The organism is Pseudomonas sp. LAMO17WK12:I10 (genome assembly GCF_900215185.1).
Taxonomy (GTDB): Bacteria; Pseudomonadota; Gammaproteobacteria; order Pseudomonadales; family Pseudomonadaceae; genus Aquipseudomonas; species Aquipseudomonas chlororaphis.
In genome coordinates this window covers 32220-56854 of record NZ_OBDX01000015.1, presented here as the reverse complement: position 1 = coordinate 56854, position 24635 = coordinate 32220, and the positions used below count along the sequence as shown (strand labels likewise).

General features: G+C 67.4%; 9 protein-coding genes. All 9 read left to right on the top strand.

Features of this window, described 5'->3' with window-relative positions; genetic code table 11:
• Nucleotides 1-6 precede the first annotated feature (6 nt).
• The 9 genes from gspK to CRO75_RS17235 all read left to right on the top strand — a co-directional run bounded on the left by gspK (nucleotide 7) and on the right by CRO75_RS17235 (nucleotide 24587).
• Entirely contained in the window at nucleotides 7-990 is a 984-nt protein-coding gene (gspK, locus tag CRO75_RS17280) for a type II secretion system minor pseudopilin GspK (protein ID WP_092418653.1), read from the top strand.
• The gene (gene gspL, locus CRO75_RS17275) at nucleotides 987-2180 is read left to right on the top strand and encodes a type II secretion system protein GspL (protein ID WP_097137024.1); all 1194 of its coding nucleotides are present in this window, start codon (nucleotides 987-989) and stop codon (nucleotides 2178-2180) included. The genes gspK and gspL overlap by 4 nt, the downstream gene beginning before the upstream one ends.
• Entirely contained in the window at nucleotides 2173-2739 is a 567-nt protein-coding gene (gspM, locus tag CRO75_RS17270) for a type II secretion system protein GspM (RefSeq protein WP_097137021.1), read from the top strand. Before gspL ends, gspM begins: the two co-directional genes overlap by 8 nt.
• A complete protein-coding gene (gene gspD / locus CRO75_RS17265; protein WP_097137019.1) occupies nucleotides 2736-5147 on the top strand; it encodes a type II secretion system secretin GspD in 2412 nt (803 codons plus the stop codon). The genes gspM and gspD overlap by 4 nt, the downstream gene beginning before the upstream one ends.
• A gap of 967 nt (nucleotides 5148-6114) precedes the next feature.
• Nucleotides 6115-7536 carry a type II secretion system ATPase GspE gene (gene gspE, locus CRO75_RS17255; RefSeq protein ID WP_062825739.1) on the top strand — a complete coding sequence of 474 codons (1422 nt, stop codon included), beginning with the start codon at nucleotides 6115-6117 and terminating at the stop codon, nucleotides 7534-7536.
• Nucleotides 7536-8747: a type II secretion system inner membrane protein GspF gene (gspF, locus tag CRO75_RS17250; RefSeq protein ID WP_097137017.1), complete on the top strand. Its 1212-nt coding sequence runs from the start codon at nucleotides 7536-7538 to the stop codon at nucleotides 8745-8747. The genes gspE and gspF overlap by 1 nt, the downstream gene beginning before the upstream one ends.
• A 602-nt stretch (nucleotides 8748-9349) precedes the next feature.
• Nucleotides 9350-10501 carry a substrate-binding domain-containing protein gene (locus tag CRO75_RS17245; protein WP_097137015.1) on the top strand — a complete coding sequence of 384 codons (1152 nt, stop codon included), beginning with the start codon at nucleotides 9350-9352 and terminating at the stop codon, nucleotides 10499-10501.
• 119 nt (nucleotides 10502-10620) lie between these two features.
• Nucleotides 10621-11781, top strand: a complete 1161-nt coding sequence (locus CRO75_RS17240) for a substrate-binding domain-containing protein (RefSeq protein ID WP_097137013.1) — start codon at nucleotides 10621-10623, stop codon at nucleotides 11779-11781.
• Nucleotides 11782-11918: 137 nt separating this feature from the next.
• On the top strand, nucleotides 11919-24587 hold the full coding sequence (locus CRO75_RS17235) for a filamentous hemagglutinin family protein (RefSeq protein ID WP_097137011.1): 12669 nt from the start codon (nucleotides 11919-11921) through the stop codon (nucleotides 24585-24587).
• Nucleotides 24588-24635 lie beyond the last annotated feature (48 nt).

Sequence of the window (24635 nt, the reverse complement as noted above, 5' to 3'; positions counted from 1 at the left end):
GCCGCCATGACAGCCCGTTCGCCGACAGCGGCGAAACAGCGTGGCATGGCCATTATCAGCGCCCTGTTGATCGCCGCCGTGGTGGCGGTGATCGCCGGCGGCATGCTGACCCGCCAGACCCTGTTCACCCGGGGGCTGGAAAGCGAGCAGCTGCGGGTCCAGGGCAGCTGGCAGCTGCAGGGCGGCATGGAAGTCAGCCGCCAGCGCCTGTGGGAAGACCGCCAACGCGACGTGCTGACCCGCCTCGACCAGAACTGGGCGCGGCCGATCCAGCTCGCGGCCCTGGGCCCGGGCGCCGGGCCGTTCGAGGGGCGGCTGGAGGACGAGCAGAGCAAGTTCAACCTGCGCAACCTGCTGGCCAACGACCGGCTCGACCCGTTGCAGATAGAGAATTTCCAGCGCCTGTGCGAGCTGCTCGGGGTCAACGCGACCCTGGGCCAGCGCATCAGTCAGCGGGTGATCGCTTCCTACCCACGGCAGTTGAGCCCGGAAGGCACGGCGGCGCCGGTCAATAGCGGTTTCCACAGCGGTCGCGACACTTCGCCCGAGGCCGCGCGCAAGCCGCTGTTGGCCAAGCAGCCGATGCTGCGCAGTCTCGACGACTTGCTGGGGGTGAACGGCGTCGATGAAAAGCTGCTGGCGCGCCTGGAGCCATTTGTCACCATCCTGCCGGCCAATACCTGGGTCAACGGCAACACCGCCAGCGCCGAAGTGCTCGCCGCGACCGTGCCGGGGCTGGCGCTGCCACGGGCCAAGGCGCTGATCGCCGAGCGCGACAGCGGCCAGTGGTTCATCAACCAGGGGGATTTCATCAACCGCCTGCGCATGCCGCACGTACCGGCGGACGCGGTGCGGGTCGGCATCACCAGCGAATGGTTCCGCCTGCAAGGCCAGGCCCGCGGCGAGCGGCGTCGGGTCAAGCTACTGGCCTTGTTGCACCGCAGCGAAGACAACATGCCCCGGGTGATCTGGTCGCGGGTGGGCGTATGAGCCGCTTGCGCGTCAGCCTGCCGCCCTTGCATACGCTGACGGCCGAGAGCCGGGTGAGCTTTGCCCGGCTCCAGGTCAAGGAAGGCCAGGTCAAGGAAGCCGGCGAAGCCAGCCTGATGCAACTGGGGCAGATGCCCAAGGCGCCGGCTGTGGAGTGTTTCCTGCACCCCGAGGACAGCCTGCTGGCGAGCATCGAGCTGCCGGCCCTGGCGCCGGCCAAGGTCAGCGCGGCGGTGGCCTGTGCCGCCCAGGCGCTGATTCTCGGCCACAGCGACAGCCTGTACGTGGCCCACAGCCCGCGCGACGGCGACGGCCAGGTGCACATCAGCTGGCTGCCGCGCGAGGCGCTGGCGCGGCTCGGCCAGGTGCTGGAGCAGGCCGGCCTGAAACTGCGCGGCCTGTACCCGGCGCCCTATGCCTTGCCGGTGCCGGCGGCGGGCCAGTTGACCGCCTGCCTGCAAGACCAGCACCTGTTGCTGCGCCACAGCCCGCGGCAGGGCAGTGTGCAACCGCTACCCGAAGACGCCTTGCAGGCCCTGCTGGCCAACGGCGCCGGGTTGCAATGGATAGGCGAGGCGGCCCCGCCAGCGGCCCTGGAGCAACTGCCGGACAGCTGTCGCTGGACCGGCCAGGCACCCGACTGGGGCCTGCACGGCGGAGTGCAGAACAACAGCGCTCGCCAGCAGGGCTGGGGCCGTGCCGCGGCGCTGTGCGCGGTGGCGCTGGTGGTCTGGACCCTGGGCCTGAACCTGTACGCCGCGCGCCAGGCGGCCCAGGGCCAGCAGCTCAAGGCGCAGATGAGCCAACGGGTGCAGCAGGTGTTCCCGGAATTGCCGGTGATCCTCAACCCCCTGCAACAGGCGCGTCAGCAACTGGCGGCGCGCCAGAGCGGGGCCAGCGGCGACGCTCCGCACAGCTTCAACAGCCTGGTGCTGCAGGCCAGCAATGCCATGCCTTTCGTGATCGGCGGGGTCGAGCGTTTGAACTATCAGAACGGCGAATTGCAACTGAGCCTGCTCAGCGACACCCGTGTCCCTGCGCCCGACAGTGGCTGGCAGGGCCTGCTGACCCAGGCCGGGCTCGAAGCCAGCCCCGGTGACCAGGGCTGGACCCTGCGCGCCGCCACAGGCATGGCGACCGGCGCGGTGCCGATGGAAGCCGACGACAGCGAGGAAGACGAGGATGAATAAGCTGAGCCTCAGCCATTACCGCCAGCGCTGGCAGCGCCAGGCCGCCCAGGCACAGCTGTACTGGAGCGGTCTGGCCCTGCGCGAGAAACGCCTGCTGGCCGGCGCGGCGGCGCTGCTGGGCGGCTCGCTGGTGTGGCTGCTGCTGATCGAGCCGGCGCTGAAGAAGATCGATTACTGGCAGGCCGAGATCCCCAAGCTGCGCTCCCAGTCCGAAGCCCTGGAACTGGTGCTGCACCAGGCCGGTGGGCCCCGTGGCGGCGAGCCGGGGCAGAGCCTGGAGCAGTCCTTGCGCCAGACCCTGGATGCCGCCGGCCTGCAGGGGCTGTACCAGTTGCAGGTGGTGGGCGAGGGCGAGTCCCAGGCCTGGCACTTGAGTTTTCAAGAGGCCCCGGCGGATGCCGTGGTCGGTTGGCTGCTGGGCAATCCCCGGCAGTTCTCCCTGGAAGTGATGGAGGCCCGCCTGCAACGCGCGGGGCCGGCCGACATCGATGGCACGGCAGGCAAACTGTCCGGAACCGTTCGCATGGATCAGGCGCTTGGCGCTAAGGAAGCTTCATGAAGTGGTCAGGTTCTTTCTATGTTCGCCAGTCGCGCAAGGCGCTGCCCTTGCTCCTGCTGGGGCCGCTGGCCCTGGCGCTGGCGGCGTGCAGTCACAACCAGGAGCCACAGCCACCGTTGCTGGTGGACAGCGAACTGGGACGGCCCCTGGGCGAGACCAATCGCAGTGGCGGCGATGTGGTGGCCGAGCGGGAGAGGGCCCAGGCGCAACAGACCCAGCGTCCCAAATTCCAGCATCCGATCAGCCGTGCGGGACGCGCGCCCGGTGCTCCCGCCGCCAGCGGCACCGTGGTGCGCAATCCCCTGGGCGACCAGCCGGTGCGCCTGAATTTCGTCGACGTCGATATCCAGGCTGTGGTCCGGGCGCTGGCGCGTTCCACCGGCCAGCAGTTCCTGGTGGACCCGCGGGTCAAGGGCAACCTGACCCTGGTCAGCGAAGGCGAAGTGCCGGCCCACCAGGCCTACGACATGCTGCTGGCGGCCCTGCGCATGCAGGGTTTCAGTGTGGTGGATGTCGGCGGCGTGGCCCAGGTGGTGCCGGAAGCCGACGCCAAGCTGCTCGGCGGGCCGATCTACAACGCCGGCAAGCCGTCGGCCAACGGCATGCTGACCCGCACCTTCCGCCTGCAATACGAAAACGCGGTGAACCTGATCCCGGTGCTGCGCCCGATCGTGTCGCCGAACAACCCGATCAACGCCTACCCGGGCAACAACAGCATCGTCATCACCGACTACGCCGAAAACCTCACCCGGGTGGCGCAGATCATCGAAGGCATCGACATCCCCAGCGCCCTGGACACCGACGTGGTGCCGGTGCAGAACGGCATCGCCGTGGACATCGCCGGCATGGTCTCCGAGCTGCTGGAAACCCAGGGCGCCGACCCGACCCAGAAGGTCAGCGTGGTCGGCGACCCGCGTTCCAACTCGATCATCATCCGCACCGGCAGCCCCGAGCGCACTGAGCTGGCGCGCAACCTGATCTACAAGCTGGACAACGCCCAGAGCAACCCGAGCAACCTGCACGTGGTGTACCTGCGCAACGCCCAGGCCGGCAAGCTGGCCCAGGCCCTGCGCGGCCTGCTCACCGGCGAGAGTGACAGCGGCACCGGCGACAACGCGCGGGCCATGCTCGGCAGCATGGGCGGCATGAGCCAGGGCGGCAGTTCCAGCAGCGGCCAGAGCGGCGGCAGCGGTTCCACCGGTGGCAGCTCCAGCCTCAGCAGCGGCAGCAGTTCCGGCAGCGGTTATGCCCAGGGCGGCAGTTCCAGCGGCAGCCAGGGCGGCACCCAGGCCTCCGAGCAGAACACCGCCTTCAGCGCCGGCGGCGTGACCATCCAGGCCGATGCCACCACCAACACCTTGCTGATTTCCGCGCCGGAACCGCTGTACCGCAACCTGCGCGAAGTCATCGACATGCTCGACCAGCGCCGCGCCCAGGTGGTGATCGAAAGCCTGATCGTCGAAGTCAACGAAGACGACGCCGCCGAATTCGGCGTGCAGTGGCAGACCGGCAATCTCGGTGGCAGCGGCGTCATCGGCGGCGCCAACCTCGGTGGCAGCGGCCTCAACCTCAACGGCAAGACCAGCCTCGACGTGCTGCCCCAAGGGCTCAACGTCGGCCTGGTCAACGGCACCGTGGACATCCCCGGGATCGGCAAGATCCTCGACCTCAAGGTGCTGGCCCGGGCCCTGAAGAGCAAGGGCGGGAACAACGTGCTGTCGACCCCGAACCTGCTGACCCTGGACAACGAAGCGGCGAGCATCTTCGTTGGCCAGACCATTCCCTTCGTCACCGGCAGCTACGTCACCGGCGGTGGCGGCAACAGCAACAACCCGTTCCAGACCGTGCAGCGCGAAGAAGTCGGCCTGAAGCTGAATGTGCGACCACAGATTTCCGAGGGCGGCACGGTCAAGCTCGACATCTATCAGGAGGTCAGCAGCGTCGACCAGCGCGCCTCGGTGCAGGCCGGCACCGTGACCAACAAGCGCGCGATCGACACCAGCATCCTGCTCGACGACGGCCAGATCATGGTCCTCGGCGGCCTGCTGCAGGACGGCTACAGCCAGAGCAACAACGCGGTGCCATGGCTGTCGACTATCCCCGGGATCGGCGCGCTGTTTCGCAACGAAAGCCGCTCGACCAACAAGACCAACCTGATGGTGTTCCTGCGGCCCTACATCATTCGCGACAGCGCCGCGGGGCGCAGCATCACCCTCAACCGCTACGACTTCATGCGCCGCGCCCAGGGCGGCCTGCAGCCGGACCGCAGCTGGGCCATGCCGGACATGCAGGCGCCGCAATTGCCGACGGCGGAGCAGGGGGTGCCGGGGGTTGTGCCGGTGTCGGCGCCTGCGCCGAACCCGGGGCAGGTGCCGAGGGCGAGGATCAGGGCGGTGCCAGTGCAATGAGTGCGCCTGTTGCGTTTACACGCTCGGCGTCTGGTGCGCTGGGTGATGGGGGGGATATCCGTTGCTGCGGTTATGGCGGCTTAGGGTTTCGCTTTTACAGCGGGGGCGGGGTACATATCCGTTACTGCGGTAATGGCTGTTGGCGGTTTCGCCCTTACGGCGACTCACTTTTTTCAAACGCCGGAGTGCCGGCCCAGCAAAAAGTAAGCAAAAACGCTTGCCCCTCCATTCGGTGCCTCGCTAGAGCTCGGCATGCCCTCACTCCGGCATTGCTCCGGGGGCCCGCCGCCACAGGCCATCCATGGCCTGGGGCGGCTAGCGCGGCATCCCTGCCGCGCTACCCCCTGCGCAACGCCTGCGTTCGGCCTCTGGGAAAGGGGCGGGTGGATCAAGATCAAAAGCCACAGCCAAAGCCAAGCGCGTTGTACGCGCTTCTTGTAGCCGCTGCCGCAGGCTGCGATCGGGCGCGCAGCGCACGCCAAACCAGACGACGCGATGTATCAGGCAGATCGAGGCGCATGGTTTTGCGTCTGCTTCGCAGCCGATCGCAGCCTGCGGCAGCGGCTACAGGGAACGTGTTCTCAGACAGGCCGACCGGCAGGTCGCCTCGCGTTGTTTTTGATTTTCTTGCCCCGTCGGGAGGCCGAGTGGAGGTTCTGCGCAGTGGGCAACCCGGCAGGGATGCCGGGTTAGCCGCCCCAGGCCATGGATGGCCTGTGGCGGCGGCCCACGGAGCAGGACCGGAGCGAGGGAATCCGAGCCCTAGCGAGGACCGGACGCTTGGGGCAAGAGCCTTTGGTTACTTTGGGCTCTTCAAAGTGACTCGCCGTAAGGGCGAAACCGCCAGCAGCCGTGACCGAAGTAACGGATATGTACCCCGACCCCGCTGTAAAAACGAACCCCTAAGCCGCCGTTACCGCAGCACCGGATCTGTACACAGCCCAGGCCAAGCCCCGGAGTTACTCCCATGAACCCCCAACTCCCTTACGCCTGGGCCAAATCCCAACGCATCCTCCTGCGCCATAGCGAGGAGGGCGCCGTACTCCTGGTCTGCCCCTCGACCCCCGGCTGGTCGATCAGCGAAGCGCGCCGCCAGTTCGGCCCGGCGCGGCTGGAGCGGGTGCGCGACGAGGAACTCGACGGCCTGCTGGCCAGCGCCTATTCCGACACCGGCAGCGCCGCCGCGGTGGTCGGCGCCGCCGAGAACGAGGTCGACCTCGACCGCCTGATGCAGGACATCCCGGAAATCACCGACCTGCTGGACACCCAGGACGGCGCGCCGGTGATCCGCATGATCAACGCCTTGCTGACCCAGGCCGCGCGGGACGAGGCCAGCGATATCCATATCGAGCCCTATGAAAGCCATTCGGTGGTGCGCTACCGGGTCGACGGCACGCTGCGCGACGTGGTCTCGCCGCGCAAGGCCTTGCACGGCGCGCTGGTGTCGCGGATCAAGATCATGGCCCAGCTCGACATCGCCGAAAAACGCCTGCCCCAGGATGGCCGCATCGCCTTGCGCGTGGCCGGGCGGCCCATCGATATCCGCGTGTCCACGGTGCCCACCGGGCACGGCGAGCGGGTGGTGATGCGCCTGCTGGATAAACAGGCCGGGCGCTTGCAACTGGAAACCTTAGGCATGGACCCGCAGGTGCTGGGCAAGCTCGACCACCTGATCCGCCAGCCCCACGGCATCGTGCTGGTCACCGGCCCCACCGGCAGCGGCAAGACCACCAGCCTCTATGCTGCCCTGGCGCGGCTGGACGCCAGCACCAGCAATATCCTCACCGTTGAGGACCCGGTGGAGTACGACCTGCCGGGGATCAGCCAGATCCAGGTCAACGCCAAGATCGACATGACCTTCGCCCTGGCCCTGCGCGCGATTCTGCGCCAGGACCCGGACATCATCATGATCGGCGAGATCCGCGACCTGGAAACCGCGCAGATCGCCGTGCAGGCTTCGCTCACCGGCCACCTGGTGCTGGCGACCCTGCACACCAACGACGCGGTATCGGCGGTCAACCGCCTGATCGACATGGGCGTCGAGCCGTTCCTGCTGGCCTCGTCGATGCTCGGCGTGCTGGCCCAGCGCCTGGTGCGGCGCCTGTGCCCGCACTGCAAGGAAGAAGACCCGACCGCCCCCGGCACCTGGCGCCCGGTGGGCTGCCCGGCCTGCAACCAGGTCGGCTACAGCGGACGCACCGGCATCCACGAGCTGTTCTGCATCGACGACGACATTCGCAGCCTGATCCACCAGGGCGCCGACGAGCAGGCGCTGCGCGCCGCCGCACGGCGCGCCGGGATGTTGAGCATGCGCGAGGACGGCGAGCGCTGGGTGCGCAGCGGCGCCACCGCCCCTGAAGAAATCCTGCGCGTAACCCGGGACGCCTGATGAACCGTTATCGCTACGAAGCCGCCGACGCCCTCGGCAAGATCGAGTCCGGGCACCTGGAAGCCGACAGCCAGAGCGCCGCTTTCGGCGTACTGCGCAGCCGCGGGCTGACGGCGCTGATGGTGCAGGTCGAGAGCAACACACCCAAGGCCGGTGGCGGCGGCCTGTTCAGCGCCAAGCTGTCGGACAACGACCTGGCCTGGGCCACCCGCCAACTGGCCAGCCTGCTGGGCGCCAGCCTGCCGCTGGAAGCGGCGCTGAGTGCCACGGTCGAGCAAGCGGAAAAAAAGCACATCGCCCACACCCTCAGCGCGGTGCGCGCCGATGTGCGCAGCGGCATGCGCCTGGCCGAAGCCCTGGCGGCACGGCCGCGGGATTTCCCGGATATCTACCGGGCGCTGATCGCCGCCGGCGAAGAGTCGGGCGACCTGGCCCAGGTCATGGAGCGCCTGGCCGACTACATCGAAGAACGCAACACCCTGCGCGGCAAGATCCTCACCGCCTTTATCTACCCCGGCGTGGTCGGGCTGGTCTCGGTGGGCATCGTGATCTTCCTGCTCAGCTACGTGGTGCCCCAGGTGGTCAGCGCCTTCTCCCAGGCGCGCCAGGACCTGCCGGGGCTGACCCTGGCGATGCTCAACGCCAGCGATTTCATCCGCGCCTGGGGCTGGTTGTGTTTCGGCGTGCTGGCCGGCGGCTTCTGGAGCTGGCGCCTGTACCTGCGCAATCCCCAGGCCCGCTTGAGTTGGCACAGCCGGGTGCTGCGCCTGCCGCTGATCGGGCGCTTCGTGCTGGGCCTGAACACCGCGCGCTTCGCCTCGACCCTGGCGATCCTCGGCGGCGCCGGGGTGCCGCTGCTGCGCGCCCTGGAAGCGGCGCGCCAGACCCTGTCCAACGACCGCCTGAGCCAAAGCGTCAGCGACGCCACCGCCAAGGTCCGCGAAGGCGTCAACCTCGCCGCCGCGCTGCGGGTGGAAAAAGTCTTCCCGCCGGTGCTGATCCACCTGATCGCCAGCGGCGAAAAAACCGGCGCCCTGCCACCCATGCTCGAACGCGCCGCGCAAACCCTGTCCCGCGACATCGAACGCCGCGCCATGGGCATGACCGCCTTGCTCGAACCACTGATGATCGTGGTCATGGGCGGGGTGGTGCTGGTGATCGTCATGGCGGTGCTGCTGCCGATCATCGAGATCAACCAGTTGGTGCAATAAAAGGAGGGCTTCTGTAGGAGCGAAGCTTGCTCGCGATAGCGTCCATCCAGACGATTCGCGTCGCCTGGATCGCGGGCAAGCCTCGCTCCTACGGATCGTGATTTTCCTCGACGGGCGTCTGTAGCCGCTGCCGAGCGCAGCGAGGCTGCGATCGAGGACGCAGTCCTCGCCAAACCTGAGCACGCGGTTCGCCAGGATCAACGGCAGGGCTTGCCGCAACTTTTTTCTCGACCACGCGACGCCACCCGAGCGGCAATCCCGACGAACTCGGGTTCCTCGTTCTGTCATGCACGACCACCCCCAGCGCCCCCAGCCCAAGACCTGTGCCGCGTGCCGCCAGGAACTGGCAAAAGGCCTGACGCAACCTCGCTGTCACCTGCGCTGAAAAGCCCGTGCCAGGGCCCTCGAACACCCGAGAAAGTTTTTCAGAATCAAGCGCTTTCTCCCGAGGTTTTTTCCTTTATCTGTCACCGGAAACTGCGAACTTCTTCCCCATGGCCTCACCCGCACAACGCTCTCAGAGCAGGGCAGAGGAGCTGAGCGCCATGGCGTCATGCAAGAACCATTGACCTCCGTATACACACGACGAAAGGAGATTCTTCATGTTTAAGCGCACTATGATCGCAGCTTCCCTGGCCGTAGCGGCTCTGGCTTCGGCCCAATCGATGGCGGCTGTTGTGGGTGGCGGTGCCACTCTGCCAGAGCAGCTGTACAACACCCCGGGCGTACTGACTCCTGGTTTCGGCACCTACTACGGCGTGGGCAGCGGTGGCGGCAAGACTGCCGTGCTGACCAACAACATCGGTTCGCTGACCACCACCCTGCCAGCCGGTACCACTGTGGACTACGCAGGCAGCGACTCGATTCTCAACGCCACTGAAATCAGCAACTACAAAACCGCCCACCAAGACGTACCGGCTACCGATCCTGCCAACTGGGGCCCACTGCTGCAATTCCCATCGGCCGCCACCTCGGTGACCATTCCTTACAACAAGGCCGGCACCACCAACCTGAACCTGACCAGCGAGCAACTGTGCCTGGCCCTGTCGGCCAACAACGGCGCCGCCCGTACCTGGGGTGAAGTACTCGGCACCTCCGATACCACTCCGGTTCGCGTGGTATACCGCTCCGGCAGCAGCGGTACCTCGGAAATCCTCACTCGCCACCTGAACAACCGTTGCCCATCGGTGTTCACCTCCGTCAGCAGTACTTTCGCCAATGCCCACCCAGGCGCGGAACCAGCTTCCTGGATCGGCGTCAGCGGCAGCGCCGCCGTGGCCAGCACCGTGGCTTCCACCGCCGGCGCCATCGGTTATGTCGGCCCTGAAGATGTCGACGCCACCAACAACGCTGTAGTGGCTCGCATCAACGGCCTGCTGCCAACCGTGGGCAACGTGCAGACCGCCCTGAGCACCATCGCGCCTCCGTCCACCGCCGCCGATCGTGCCGACCTGACCAAGTGGGCACCGGTATTGCCTAACCCGGCCACCGGCTATTCGATCGTCGGCTACACCAACTTCATCTTCGGCCAGTGCTACAAGGACACCGCGGATGTCAGCTCGATCCGCAGCTTCCTGACCAAGCACTACAACGCCACCTTCGCCAGCAGCAACGATCAGGCAATCATCGACAAGAAACTGATCCCGCTGACCTCAACCTGGAAGACCGCCATTCGCAATGCCTTCATTCCACCAACCAGCGCCCAGGGCGTGAACAACGCCAGCGTGTGCAACGGTATCGGCCGTCCAGCCTGATCCAGGCCGGGGTTGACTACCCGTAACACCGATCGGCAACGGCGCCAGCCGTTGCCGATTTTTTCTTCGCGCGAATTTCATGTTGCCATGGGGCATCCCGGGCAACAGAGGGAGTTGCCATGTCCAGATATCGGTTGGCTGCCCTGGCTGGGGCCTTGACCGGCCTTTGTACTGCTCCGGCCTCGGCGGCTCTGGACGGCGGCGGTTCGTACCTGATGCAGGGTTTCTACAACACCTCGGGCGTATTGCCGCCGACAGCTGGGGTCTATCGAGCCGCAGGCAGCGGGGCCGGCAAGAAGGCGCTGCTGATCAATGACAGCCAGGCACTGACCCCGGGCTCCTCTGTGCCGTTTTCCGTGGACTACGCCATCAGCGAATCACGGCTGACCGTCAACGAGCTTGCGCAATACCGCAGCAACCACCAGGTACCGGGGGCCATTGCCGGCTCGGCGGCAGACTGGGGCCCGCTGATCCAGGTCCCGGTGGCGATCACCTCGGTGGCGATTCCTTATCGGGTACGCTTGGCCAGCGGCCAGCCGGTGACCGACCTGGACCTGAACGGCGGCATGCTCTGTGGCCTGTTTTCCGGAGCTATCAGTACCTGGGACCAGATCAACCCGGCCTATTCGCGCACGCCGGTGACGGTGATCTACCGCGCCGACCGCAGTGGTTCCAGCGAGCTGCTTGCGCGCCACCTCAACAGCCTCTGTCCCCAGGCCTTCAACGTCAGCAACCTGTTCGTTTCGGCCCACCGGGGGCCGCTGCCCGGGCACTGGCAGGCGGTACGCAGCGATCAGGCGCTGCTGGCCGGGGTCGCCGCCAGCGAAGGCGCCATCGGTTACACGGGGCCCGCGTCTGTGGATATCAGCAGCAACGCCCAGGTGGCGCGGATCAACGGCCTGTTGCCGCCCTCTGCGCTGAACCAGGTCAGTCTGGCGCAGTTCACGCCACCGAGCACCGTCAGCGATCGTGCCGACCCGCAGAAGTGGGCAGCGGATATCGCCAATCCGGCCTATGGCTATGCCCTGGTTGGCTACAGCTACCTGATCTTCGGCCAGTGCTATCGCGACCCGCGGGACGTTACGGCGATGCGAAGCCTGCTGATGCGCCACTTCGGTCCGAACCCCCAGATCAACACCGATGCCCGGTTGAACGCCCAGCACCTGATCCCTGTGGACGCGCTCTGGAAAAAGGCCGTGCGCGACAATTTCCTGCTGACTGCCAACCCCCTGAGCCTGAACTACCCCAGCGTGTGCAACGGCATTGGCCGTCCGCTCTGAACCCACACGCGGATGAAGTTTTCATGACAAAGGTTCGGTGCCGGCCGGCGCCAACCGCCTACTACCTGAGCGCTCCGTCCGTGACAGCGGGTGGGCCGCCGACCTATTTCGCGACTGTGTAAAAGGATAAGTGAGCGATGCGCCTCGGTAAGCCCAACCCTGTTCTGAAGTCAGTAACCCGCTGCGAGGCGTTGCCTGTCCTGCGTCTCAATCCGCTGGCCCACGCCATTGCCCTGTTGCTGGTGGCGAGCAGTGCCCAGGCCGAGACGGCGTTCAGCGCCGGCTGGTTCGCCAGCAAGGGCGCGGCGCAGCAGACGGCGGGCGTCGGCGGGGTAGCGGGGAGCCTGCCCAAGCCGGGTTCGCCACCGCCCCTGGCCCAGCAGTTGAAGGCCAACCAGCAGTTGCAGCAGTCCTTGAGCAACGTCAATAACACGGTGGCGGCCATCGCCGCGCAGCAGGCGGCCCAGGCGGCCGGGCGGCGTTCGGCGCTGGTGGCGGCCTCGAGTATTCCCGATGGCTTGGGCGAGGGCGGGCTCAAGGTCGACGAGAATACCCTGACCAAAGGCTGGACCAATGCCAGCAACCCGGTGCAGACCCAGGCCGACGGCAAGACCACGGTGAGCATCGGCCAGACCGCGGACAAGGCCATTCTCAATTGGGAAACCTTCAACGTCGGGCGCAACACCACGGTGGATTTCCAGCAGCAGGCCGACTGGGCGGTGCTCAACCGGGTCAACGACCCGCAGGCGCGGCCGAGCGAGATCCAGGGTCAGATCAAGGCGGCCGGCACGGTGATGCTAGTCAACCGCAACGGGGTGATTTTCAGCGGCAGCAGCCAGGTCGATACCCGCAACCTGGTGGCCGCCGCCGCGACCATCAGCGACAGCCAGTTCCGCGAGCGCGGGCTGTATGTCGACAGCATCGGCTCGCAGCCGACCTTCACCGACGCCGCTGGCAAGGTCCAGGTGCAACAAGGCGCGCTGATCCAGACCCGAGCGCCGGGCGTGTCCACCGAGTCCGGCGGTTATGTCCTGCTGCTGGGCAGCGAGGTGGACAACGCCGGCAGCCTGGTCACGCCCAAGGGCCAGGCGACCCTGGCCGCCGGCGACAGCTTCTATATCCGCAAGGGCGCCGGCACCGCCGGCAATACCACCTCGACCACCCGCGGCAATGAGGTGGCCAGCACCCGCAAGGCCGGCAGCCAGGCCGGCAAGGTCAGCAATAACGGCCTGATCCAGGCCTCCACCGGCGATATCACCCTGACCGGCCACCAGGTGCAGCAGAACGGCCTGGTCCTGGCCACCACCTCGGTGGACAGCCGCGGCACTGTGCACCTGCTCAACTCGGCCAGCGACAGCAGTTCCAGCGTGACCCTGGGCCAGGGCAGCCATACGGCGATCCTGCTGGACGCCGCCAGTGGCACGGCCCTGGACAGCCAGCGCAACGCGGGCCTGGCCGGGCTGGGCGGCCTTGGTAACAGCATCGGTGGCGCCTTCGACAACCTCAGCAGCGTGGCCGACCGTACCGACCAGTCGCGGGTAGAGATCGTCAGCGGCGGCACCGTGGACTTCCAGTCCGGCTCCATTACCCTGGCCACCGGTGGCCAGGTGGCGGTCAGCGCCGGCCAGCGCAGCCTGGTGCGCGACGGCGCGCTGATCGATGTGGCGGGTGCGGTCGGGGTCAAGGTGGCCATGGAGGCCAACAGCGTCAAGGTCAATATCCAGGGCAACGAGCAGCGCGATGCCGCCGGCAACCGCGACCAGGGCAGCCTGAACAACAACGATGTGTGGGTCGATGTGCGCGAGCTGGTCTATGTGCCGGCCGGGACCAATGGCTACGCCACGGACCGCTGGTACACCGCCGGCGGCTTGCTGGAGGTCGGTGGCTACCTGGGGACCCAGGCCCACGGGGTGGGCGAGTGGATGGCCCAGGGCGGTACCCTGACCTTCACCGGGCGTGATGTGGTGACCCAGGCCGGTTCGAGCATCAACCTGTCCGGCGGCACCCTCGATGTCCAGGGTGGCCTGGTGCGCCAGACCTGGCTCAAGGGCCCGGACGGGCGCCTCTACGAGTTGTCCCGGGCGCCGGGCGACATTCTCTACAGCGGTATTTACAAGGGTTATGAGGACAGCAGCCCGCGCTGGGGCCAGACCGATTACTACTACAGCCCGCTGATTGCGCCGCAGCAGCGCTACGAAGACGGCTATAGCGTTGGCCGCGATGCCGGCAAGCTGGTGGTCGGCACCGGCAGCGCGGTGCTCGAAGGCCAGTTGCTCGGCAACACCTACCAGGGCGAACGCCAGGCCCTGGCCCCCCAGGCCGGGCTCGATGGCTACGACCAGGCACAGAATGCCGTGGCCCGTGGCGCGCAGTTGCTCGTCGGCAGCTATACACCGTTCTGGCACAAGGACAGCGGCACCCTGCAAAACATCTTGCAGGCCACCGACCGCACCCTCAAGCAGGTGGTCCTGGCCCCGGGGCAGGTCCCCCAGGCCCTGGACATTGGGCTGGACTCGGTCCTGGGCGAGCGCCAGGGGCGGCTGCAACTGGATACCGGGCTACTCAACGGTTTCGACCTGGGCGCGGTGCGGGTCGCCGCCTACGAGAGCGTCACGGTCGACGGTGACCTGCAGGTCGGGCCGGCGGGGGAGATCGCCTTGCACGGTCCGCAGGTCCAGGTGAATGCCGGGCTGACCAGCCATGGCGGGCGCATTGCCCTGGGCAACGTGCTGCGGCAAAGGCCATCGTCGGCAGCTGACCTGATGGACACCCTGATCGGTTCCACCGCATCCCGGGCCAGCCTGGTCTTGAGCGAGGGGGCACGCCTGGACACCAGCGGCCTGTGGAGCAACCTGTTGCTGGCGCCGCAGGACAACAGTGGCCTGGCCTTTGTCAATGGCGGCAGTGTGTCCCTGCGCAGCCGTGGCGACCTGACCCTGGCCGCCGGCAGCCAGGTGGATGTCAGCAGCGGCGCGGTGCTGCTGCTGAACGGCAGCCTGCGTGGTGGCAAGGGCGGTGACCTGACCCTGGCGGCCAATGCCGGCACCAGCATCGGCAATGGCGTCCTGACCCTGGCTGGCCAGCTCAAGGGCCATGGGGTGAACGGCGGCGGCACCCTGAGCCTGCAGGCAGGCAAGGTGCAGATCGGCGGCGGAACGTCGCCCGACGCCGCGACCCTGGTCCTGGCCAGCGACTTTTTCGACAAGGGCTTCGGCGCCTACGACATCACCGGCAACCAGGGGTTGAAAGTCGCCGAGGGCGCCCAGGTGGATGTGCGGGTGCCGGTCTACGCCCAGTCCGCCGGGACGACCCGTGTCGCCACCGGCGAGCCGGCCGCCAGCGCGCTGCAGCCGTGGCTGCCGCAGCCCTACCAGGAGGACCCGGCCAAGGGCCGCCTGAGCCAGCGCGCCGGTACCAGCCTGACCCTGCAGACCGGGGGGCTCGATTCCACTACTGCCGATATCGCCAGCGTGGCCCTGGATATCGGACAGGGCGCCACCGTGAGGGTGGACGATGGCCAGTCCATCGCCTTGCGCGGGATCGGCCAGATCAACATCGACGGTCATCTGATCGCCCATGGCGGCAAGGTCTCGATCAGCGCCACGCGGATGCCGCAGGTGGACACCGACGCCCTGAGCACCCTTCATCAGCGCTCGATCCTGTTGGGGAGCAATGCCCTGGTGGATGTTTCCGGGCGCGCGGTCACTGCCCTGGACGCCCAGGGCCGGCGCTACGGCAAGGTCAGCGACGGTGGCAGCATTGTCATCGGCGGTACCCTGGACCCGGCCACTGGCCGTGCGGCGGCGCCGGATCTGTTCGTGCAGCTCAAGGCCGGTTCGCGCCTCGAGGCTTCCGGCGCCCAGGCCGCCCTGGATATCAGGGGCGCCGGTTCGACGACCGTAGCCAGCAATGGCGGCAGTATCAGCCTCAGTTCGCTCAATGGCCTGTACCTGGACGGTGACCTGCGCGCCGCCGCTGGCGGGCAGGGGGCGGCGGGCGGCAGCCTGGCGGTGGCCTTGGAGACCGCTGCCTATGATCGTGCCCTGCTGGGCAGCGATGCGCCCCTGGCCCCGCGGGAACTGCTGATCAGCCAGCGCCGCTGGTCCCTCGACGAGACGGCTTCCGGGACGTTGGCCTATGGACAAGGCAATCTCAGCGTGGAGCAGGTCGACGCTGGCGGTTTTGGCAACCTGGCCCTGCTGAGCAACGGCCAGATCAGTTTCGACGGCGATGTCGATCTGGCCCTGGGCCAGGGCCTGCAGCTGTATTCGGCTTCCCTGGGGCTGGCCCAGGGCGCGGAGGCCGATACCCGGGTCAGGCTCAGTGCGCCTTACGTGCGGCTGGCGGAGGCTGCTCGGAACAATAACGGCTCCCCAGGGTTGACGGTGCCCGTGGTGCGCGGTGGCAGTTCGACCCAGGCGACCCAGGCGCAGTTGACCGTGACCAGCCAACTGCTGGATATCCGCGATGAGGTCAACCTCGGTGCCCATGGCGACATCAACCTGGGCAGTGGCCAGTTGCCGTTGGACCAGCGCGGCTTTGCCACGATGGAGGTGCGCAGCGCTGGAGACATGCGCATGCTGCGCCCCACGGGCAATATTTCCTTCACCCGCCTGAACACCCCGGGTGACCTGGACCTGACGGTGGCGCAGCTCTACCCGGAGACCCTGGCCCGTGCCGAGATCCGCGCCCGCCACCTGAGTATCGGCCGCAGCAGCGCCCAGGACCCCGGCGTGCCTTATTCGGCCTATGGCAGCCTGCTGCTGTCCGCCCAGAGCATCGACCAGGGCGGGGTGGTTCGCGCGCCCCAGGGCAGCCTGGTGCTGGGCTTCAACGGCGGCCCGCAAGATCACAGCTCGATCGTGCGCTTGCTGCCCGGCAGCCTGACCTCCCTGAGTGCGGCGGGGCTGGTGATGCCCTTTGGCGGCACGGTGGACGGCCAGACCTGGACCCAGGACGGCAAGCCGCTGGGCGAGAGCGTACTCAATCCCATCCTGGGGCCCGAGTGGCTGACCCTGACGCTGTTGGGGCAGTCGATCGATGTCCAGAGCGGTGCCGTGGTGGACTTGTCGGGCGGCGGCGAACTGACCGGCGCCGGCTTTATTTCCGGGCGTGGCGGTTCCACCGATGCGCGTTTCAACCCCTTGGTGCGGATCGGCGCCGACGGTCGTTTCAGCCTGCCGGGGCGGGCCAGCAATCCGGTCTACGCCATCGTGCCCGGCAACCAGGCAGGTTATGCCCCTGGCGCCGGACAGAGCGGTGCCCTGGACCCGGTGATCGGCCAGCAGATCACTTTGGAGGCCGGGGTGCCGGGACTGGCGCCGGGGGTCTATACCCTGTTGCCGGCGACCTATGCGCTGCTGCCGGGGGCGTTCCGGGTCGAGCTCAACGGTGGCGCCGGCCTGGCCGCCCAGCAGCCGGGCCTGGCCATGGCCAATGGCTCCTGGAGTACCTCGGGGCGCTTGTCGGTCCTCGGCACCGGGATCCAGGACAGCCTCTCGCGCCAGGTGATCCTGACCTCGGCCGATGTGCTGCGCCGCTATTCCCAATACAACGAAACCTCCCTGACTCAATTCCTCGTCAGCGACGCGGCGCGCCTGGGCATTCCGCGCGCTGCCCTGACCGCCGACGCCAAGGGTCTGACCCTGAATCTGTTGCAGAACCAGACCGGGCAACCGTCCTTCACCTATGCCGGCACCAGTCGCTTCAGTCCGGACAAGGGCGGCTACGGCACCGTCGCCAGCGTGCTGAGCCAGAGCCAAAGTTCCCAGATGGAGATCGTCGCGGGCGGTCCCAGCGCGGGCTTTACCGGCACCTCGATCGATGCCGCGCAACTCAATGCCCTGGGCGCGGCCAGCCTGCGGATCGGCGGCACCGGTACCCGCCAATATGGCCAGGGCGGCAATTACATCACCTTCAGCTCCAACCTGAGCGACCTGACCTTGCGCTCGGGGGCCCTGTTGTCGGCCCCCGAAGTGATGCTCCTCAGTGGCATGACCACGGGTGGCATCGTGGTGGAACAGGGCGCCGGGATCGATACCCTGGGGCGTGGCGCCAGTGCCTACGATTCCCGCGATGGCTTTATCTACGATCCCGGCAGGACCAGCCTGCTAGCGGTGTCCAACGGCTGGCTCGACCTGCTGCCGCCGACCCCGGCGCAGAACGGCCAGGTGGGGCCGGGCAGTATTCGCATCGGCAGCTGTGCCGGTAGCTGCAGCGGTGTGACCCAGTTGTATTCCGAAGGCACCCTGGCCGCGGCCACCGATAACCTGTTCGAACTGGGGGACGAGGTGCGTTATGGCACCCGCAACCTGACCCTGGCGGTGGGTGGGGTCAATGTCGGCAGCGGCCAGAGCCTGGCCGCAGCCGCCGCGGGCCATACCCTGGCACCGGGCCTGACCCTCAACCAGCAGGTGCTCGACCGCCTGCTGCGCGGCGACCGCGAGCGCGGCGCGCCGGCCCTGGAAACCCTGACCCTGAATGCCCGGGATTCGTTGAACTTCTATGGCTCGACGCAGTTGAGCACCCTGGACCCGGTCACCGGCCAATCCAGCCTGAGCCACCTGATCCTGGGTACCCCGGCGATCTACGGTCATGGCGACGCCGAGGACGTGGCCAGCATTCGCACCGCGAACCTGATCTGGAACGGCACGGCCGGGCTGCCAGGCACGGTGATCAACCAGGGCGCCGGTACCGGCAGCGGCCGCCTGGAGTTGGCCGCCGAGCGCATCGAGTTCGGTTACGGTGCGCAATCGCAGCCCGATAGCCTGGCCTCCTTCGATCGCCTGGCCCTGGGTTTTGCCACGGTCGACCTGCGCGCCAGCCAGCGCCTGACCGCCAACCACAAGGGCAGCCTGGCGGTCTACCAGAGCCAGGGCGCCTACGAGAGCGGCAAGGGCTACAGCTACAGCGGCGGCGAGCTGAATATCGTTACCCCGTTGCTGACGGGCGAAGCCGGCTCGGTGAGCCGGATCAAGGCCGGCGGCGATATCCGTATTTCCGGTGGCGGTGCCGTGCCGGGGTCGATCAACACCCTGGGCGGCGAACTGGCGCTGCAGGGGCGCAGCATCAGCCTGGACACCGCGGTGGTGCTGCCCAGCGGCAAGCTGAGCCTGCTGGCCGAGCGCGACCTGGTGCTGGCGGGCAATGCCCGGCTAGACCTGGCCGGGCGCACCGTGCCCTTCAATGACCTGAACAAATACAGCTGGGGCGGCGATGTGCTGCTGGAAAGCCGTGGCGGCGATATTCGCCAGGCGGCCGGCGCGCGGATCGACCTGTCGGCGCAGAACAACAAGGCCGGGGCGCTGAGCGCCATCGCCCTGGACCCGGGAGCGGGCCAGGTAGAACTTTTGGGGGCGATCCTCGGCGGCAGTTCCGGTCATTACGATGCCGGCGGCACCCGGGTGCCGTACAAGGCCGGCGGGGTGGATATCCGTGCCCAGGGCGTGGGCGATTTCGCGGCCCTCAACCAACGCCTCAACGAAGGCCAGGTCTATGGTTCGCGTAGCTTCCAGCTCAAGCAGGGCGACCTGCAACTTGGCAACGAACTCAAGGCGGGGGAGATCAACCTGTCCCTGGACAATGGCCACCTGACGGTACTTGGCACCGTGGATGCCAGCGGCGAGCAGGTCGGCAGCATCCGCCTGGCGGCGCGCAACGGGCTGACCCTGGGCGCGGCGGCGCTGCTCGATGCCCATGGCACGCAATTGCGGGTCGACAGCTACGGCAAGATCATCGATGCGCCGAACCGCGCGGTGGTCGACCTCACGTCGGGCGAGGGCCGGTTGGTCCTGGCCGAGGGCAGCCGCATCGACCTGCGCCACGGCACCGCCGCGACCCTGGGCAGCCAGCCCGGGCAGTATGACGGCCAGGCCCGAGGCACCCTGGAACTCAATGCGCCACGGCTGGGCGGGGTCAGTGGCGGCGATATCGATATCGATGCCAGCGGCCGCCAGCAGATCAGCGGGGCCAGGTCGATCGCGGTCAATGGCATCTGGCGTTATGACGACAGCGACAGTGACGCCTTGCTCAAGGACGGCAGCGACGCCGCCAGCGGCAGGCCGTACCGGGTGATCGACCAGGCCTACATGAACCGCAAGCACGACCAGAGCACGGCCTTCATCGACGCGGCGCTGGCCAACACCGCGTTGCTCGACGGCAAGCTGGCCGGCCTGACCGCCGGCGGTTATGCCGATGCCTTGCACCTGCGCCCCGGGGTGCAGATCAGCAGCGAGCGGGACGTGGTGATCCAGGGTGACCTGGACCTGTCCGGCTACCGCTATGCCAGCCTCAATCCGCACTTTGCCAGGACCGCGGTCTACGGCTCCGGCGAGACCGGTAGCCTGGCGATCCGCGCCGCCGGCAACCTCGAAGTGCGCGGCAGCGTCACCGATGGCTTTACCCCGCCGCCCGCCACCCCGGACGATGCCGGCTGGGTATTGTTGCCCGGCATGCAGCCGTTCGGCGGCGAGCTGGTGGTGCCGGGGATGGGCGTGACCCTGGCCGATGGCTCGCTGTTCCTGGGCGGCAAGACCCTCAACTACGACTTGCCGATCAAGGCCACCACCTTCGCCAGTGGCGTGGTGCTGCCCACCGAGGGCCGCCTGGCGCAGGCGCTGACCCTGGATGCTGGCAGCGTCGTGCGCGGTGATGTGCGCGCCGCCGACGGCAGCCTGCTGTACGCCGCCGGCACCTTGCTGGAGCAGGCGGTGACCCTGCCTGTGGGCACCCGGCTCGGCGCCGGGACTCTGTTGACCACGCGCACCGCCTTGCAGGCCATGCTCTGGCCCAAGGGCGTGGCGCTGCCAGCGACCCTCGATCCGAGTAGCGGCCAGCAGGACACTTATGCCCTCAATGGCGATCTGGCGCTGAAAGCCGGTGCGCTGATCCCGTCCCAAACCGACGTCAAGCTGCCCAACGGTGCCTTGTCGGTGGCCTTGCGTCCGGCCGATGGCGAAAGCCAGGGGCGCAACTGGGCGATCGCGGGGTTGCTGCCCGAGGGCTCGCAATCCTGGTCGCTACGCCTGGTCAGCGGTGCCGACACCGAGGCGGCCGACACCCGCAGCGTCAAGCCCCGAGTGGTCGATGGCCAGTTGATCCTGGCCGATACCCATTACTCGCTGTTCAGGGACCGCGAGATCGTTCCTGGCAAGCCGGGGGGCAACTGGGTCTGGGGGGCTGAGGTAGAGAGTCCGGATTGGAGCTGGTTGGGCGGCGTGGTGGGGCAGCCGCTGTCGCCGGAAGATCTAGCTAACGGTTATTGCGATTGGGCGCCGGGACTGTGTGAATTCAAGCCCAGTGTCGATAGCTGGGTTTGGGGGCCTGAGGTGGAAAGCCCGGATTGGAGCTGGTTGGGTGGCGTAGTGGGGCAGCCGCTGTCACCGGAAGATGTGGCTAATGGTTATTGCGACTGGGCACCGGGACTGTGCGTCTTCAAGCCCGGAGAGCCAGGCGAACCCGACAAGCCCGGAGAGGTGATCGCGGTGCGCGCCATGGCGCCGATCTTCAGCGTGCTGCGCACCGGCACCGGCGACCTGGACCTGGTTTCCGGCGGCGACCTGAGCATGCAATCGGTATTCGGCGTCTACACCGCCGGCACCCAGTCCGAGGCCATGGGCGCAGGTTATGCGGCAACCCGCGGCGTGGGCAGTAAAGGCACGGTACTGGGCGCTTACGACAACCTCGATCTGTACAGAGACGCCAATTACAAAGCTGGTTTCGACGAGCAGGTGGCGGCCTACGAAAAACTAGTGGAAGGCGATAGCCTCTACCAGGCCTGGTACCCGGAGCAGGGCGGCAACCTGCTGCTGTCGACGGCGGGCAGCCTGCGTGGCGATGCCTTGGGCAGTACCTTCGACCAGGGCCAGAGCACAGGCAGCAGTGCCCTATCGAGTGTCGGCATAGGCAACTGGCTATGGCGCCAAGGTAGTGGCTCTGCGGCGGTGGACCAGACGGTTCCAACTGCCTGGTGGATCAACTTCGGGACCTATGTCACCCCGACCATTGGCACGCCCATGCCGCAGGTTACCGGCTTTACCGGAGTCGGTACTTTGGGTGGCGGCAATCTCGAGGTACGGGTCGGCGCCGATGCCGGCACCCTGCTGCGCCGTGGCGACCGTACAACCCTGGCCGCGCCGCGCAGCGAGGCGCTGATCCTGGCGGTGGGCAGCACCGGGCGGGTGGGCGCCGATGGCGGCTTGACCCTGACCGGGGGGGGCGACCTCAAGCTGAATATCGGTGGCGGCCTCAATCCTTCCCTGGACGCCCGGGCTTCTAGTGTTCGCAGTGGGCCCGCGCAAGGGCAGAACCATGACTTGAACGGCGCCCTGATCAATCTACGGGGCAATGTGCAGGCCAATGCCGGGGCCATGGGCGGTATCAAGCAGAATTTCGGCCGCTTCAGCTTTAACCAGGATGCCCGCGAAGTGCGGGCCTATGATCCGTATTCGTCCTCGGTGGCCAGTGCCACCGGCGGCCTGGTGATCGTCCCCGGCGATGCCACGGTCAGCCTCGCCACCCGCGGCGATCTGGTGCTGGGTGGCGCGGTCGACCCGGGTCGCACGCGGCAGCACAATACGTCGGCGTTCAGCCTGGACGGCACTACCTACCTGGGCGGCGGTAGTAGCTGGTTTTCGCTCTGGACCGAGCATACCGCCATCGACCTGTTCTCGGCGGGGGGCAATCTGACGCCTTCGACACAGACCGGAGAACTGGCTGTGGGCAGCAATGACACCCCCCGGAGCCAACTCAATACCTCGCCGACCGACGGGCGCTTTATCTATCCCTCGATCCTGCGGGCCGTCGCCCCGGGCGGCAACCTGTACTATGGCTCTTCGGCGCTCTCTACCGACAGTGGCCAGAAAAACTCGCCTTATTCCCTGGTACTGGCACCTTCGCCCAACGGCCAGTTGCAGATGCTGGCCGGCGGCTCGATCTTCGCCGGCGGTTATGCGCTCAATCAGTCCGGAGCCGATAGCCGCCTGCTGCCGACGCCGTTCATGCCGGCCTTCGAAGGGCGCGAGCAGGGCGGTGGCGAGCGCCTGCTGGTGAACAATCTCAGCCCCGATGGTTTGTCTTCTCTGCAAGGCATGGGCGGCTTCCCGCTCTTCGCCTTTGGCGGCGACACCCTGACCACTTTCGGCGGCCGGCGTGAGCCGGCGCGCTTCTATGCCATGGCCGGCGATCTGGTGGGCATACGCTCGGGTGAGCAACTGAACTTCAGCGCTTCCGGCTCGCGCCCGGCCCAGACCTGGTACGACGCGGCCGCGCCGGTCTGGATGCTGGCCGGTCGGGATATCGTCAACAGCGGCACCCCGTTGGGGCAGGCGACAGTCATCGTGCCTTTGCTGGGTAGTGGTTCGAGCAGCGGCAACCTGTTCGTGCATAACGATCCGCTGGATATCTCCCTGGTCTCGGCCGGGCGCGACATTCTCTACAGCAGCTTCAATATCGCGGGGCCCGGCCTGCTGCAAATCAACGCCGGGCGCGATATCCGCATGGAAGACAAGGCGTCGATCACCAGCCTCGGTGCCTTGGTGCCGGGTGACAACCGACCGGGGGCGAGCATCGTCCTGCAGGCGGGGGCCGGGGCCAGTGGGCCGAACTACACGGCCTTTGCCGCGCGCTACCTGGACCCGGCCAACCTGGCCAGCGACAGCGCTTCCCTGGCCGCGCAACCGGGCAAGGTGGCCAAGACCTACGAAACGGAACTGGCCAGCTGGCTGAAGCTGCGCTACGGCTTCAGCGGCAGCGACGAGCAGGCCCGGGCCTACTTCGCCGGCTTGCCGGCGGTGGAGCAGGGATTGTTCGCGCGCCAGGTGTATTTTGCCGAGCTGCGCGCCGGCGGCCTGGAGTACAACCAAGTCGATGGTCCGCGCCAGGGCAGCTACTTGCGCGGGCGCAACGCCATTGCCGCGCTGTTCCCGGACACCGATGTGGCCGGCAACCCGATCGTCTACCAGGGCAATATCACCCTGTATGGCGGCGCCGGGGTGCACACCAATGTCGGCGGCGATATCCAGATGCTCACCCCGGGCGGGCAGCAGGTGTTTGGCATCGAGGGCGAGGCGCCACCGTCCACGGCGGGGGTGATCACCCAGGGCCAGGGCAATATCCAGCTGTACTCCCAGGGCAGCATCCTGCTGGGCCAGAGCCGCATCATGACCACCTTCGGCGGTTCGATCCTCGGCTGGTCGGCCGAGGGCGATATCAACGCCGGGCGTGGCTCGAAAACCACCGTGGTCTACACCCCGCCCAGAAGGGTCTACGACAACTGGGGCAATGTGACCCTGTCGCCGTCGGTGCCGAGCACCGGGGCCGGTATCGCCACGCTGAACCCGATTGCCGAGGTGGCGCCGGGGGATATCGACCTGATTGCGCCTCTGGGCACCATCGACGCCGGCGAGGCCGGGATCCGGGTCTCGGGCAACGTCAACATCGCGGCCTTGCAAGTGGTCAACGCCGCGAACATCCAGACCCAGGGCAAGTCCTCGGGGATTCCGGTGGTGGCGTCGGTCAATACCGGGGCCCTGACGTCGGCCAGCTCGGCGGCGTCTTCGGCGACCCAGGCGGCCGAGGATGTGGCGCGCCAGCAGCAGGCGGCGGCGCGGCAGAACATGCCGTCGGTGTTTAGCGTGCAGGTGCTGAGTTTCGGCCAGGAACGCCTGGCGCCGACCCGGGATGGCGCCAGCCGGGCCAACCCCGGCTACAACCCGGACAGCCCGGTGCAGGTGCTGGGCGCCGGGCCGCTGAGCGATCAGGCGCGGCAGCAGTTGACCGAGGAGGAGCGGCGGCAACTGACTTTATAGGTTCTCTCGTGGCAACACAGTTCGGGGCGATCGTTGATCGCCCCTTTT

Coding starts and splice junctions, on each gene's coding strand:
- gspK (WP_092418653.1), top strand. CDS start 7: ATGACAGCCCGTTCGCCGACAGCGGCGAAACAGCGTGGCATGGCCATT.
- gspL (WP_097137024.1), top strand. CDS start 987: ATGAGCCGCTTGCGCGTCAGCCTGCCGCCCTTGCATACGCTGACGGCC.
- gspM (WP_097137021.1), top strand. CDS start 2,173: ATGAATAAGCTGAGCCTCAGCCATTACCGCCAGCGCTGGCAGCGCCAG.
- gspD (WP_097137019.1), top strand. CDS start 2,736: ATGAAGTGGTCAGGTTCTTTCTATGTTCGCCAGTCGCGCAAGGCGCTG.
- gspE (WP_062825739.1), top strand. CDS start 6,115: ATGAACCCCCAACTCCCTTACGCCTGGGCCAAATCCCAACGCATCCTC.
- gspF (WP_097137017.1), top strand. CDS start 7,536: ATGAACCGTTATCGCTACGAAGCCGCCGACGCCCTCGGCAAGATCGAG.
- CRO75_RS17245 (WP_097137015.1), top strand. CDS start 9,350: ATGTTTAAGCGCACTATGATCGCAGCTTCCCTGGCCGTAGCGGCTCTG.
- CRO75_RS17240 (WP_097137013.1), top strand. CDS start 10,621: ATGTCCAGATATCGGTTGGCTGCCCTGGCTGGGGCCTTGACCGGCCTT.
- CRO75_RS17235 (WP_097137011.1), top strand. CDS start 11,919: ATGCGCCTCGGTAAGCCCAACCCTGTTCTGAAGTCAGTAACCCGCTGC.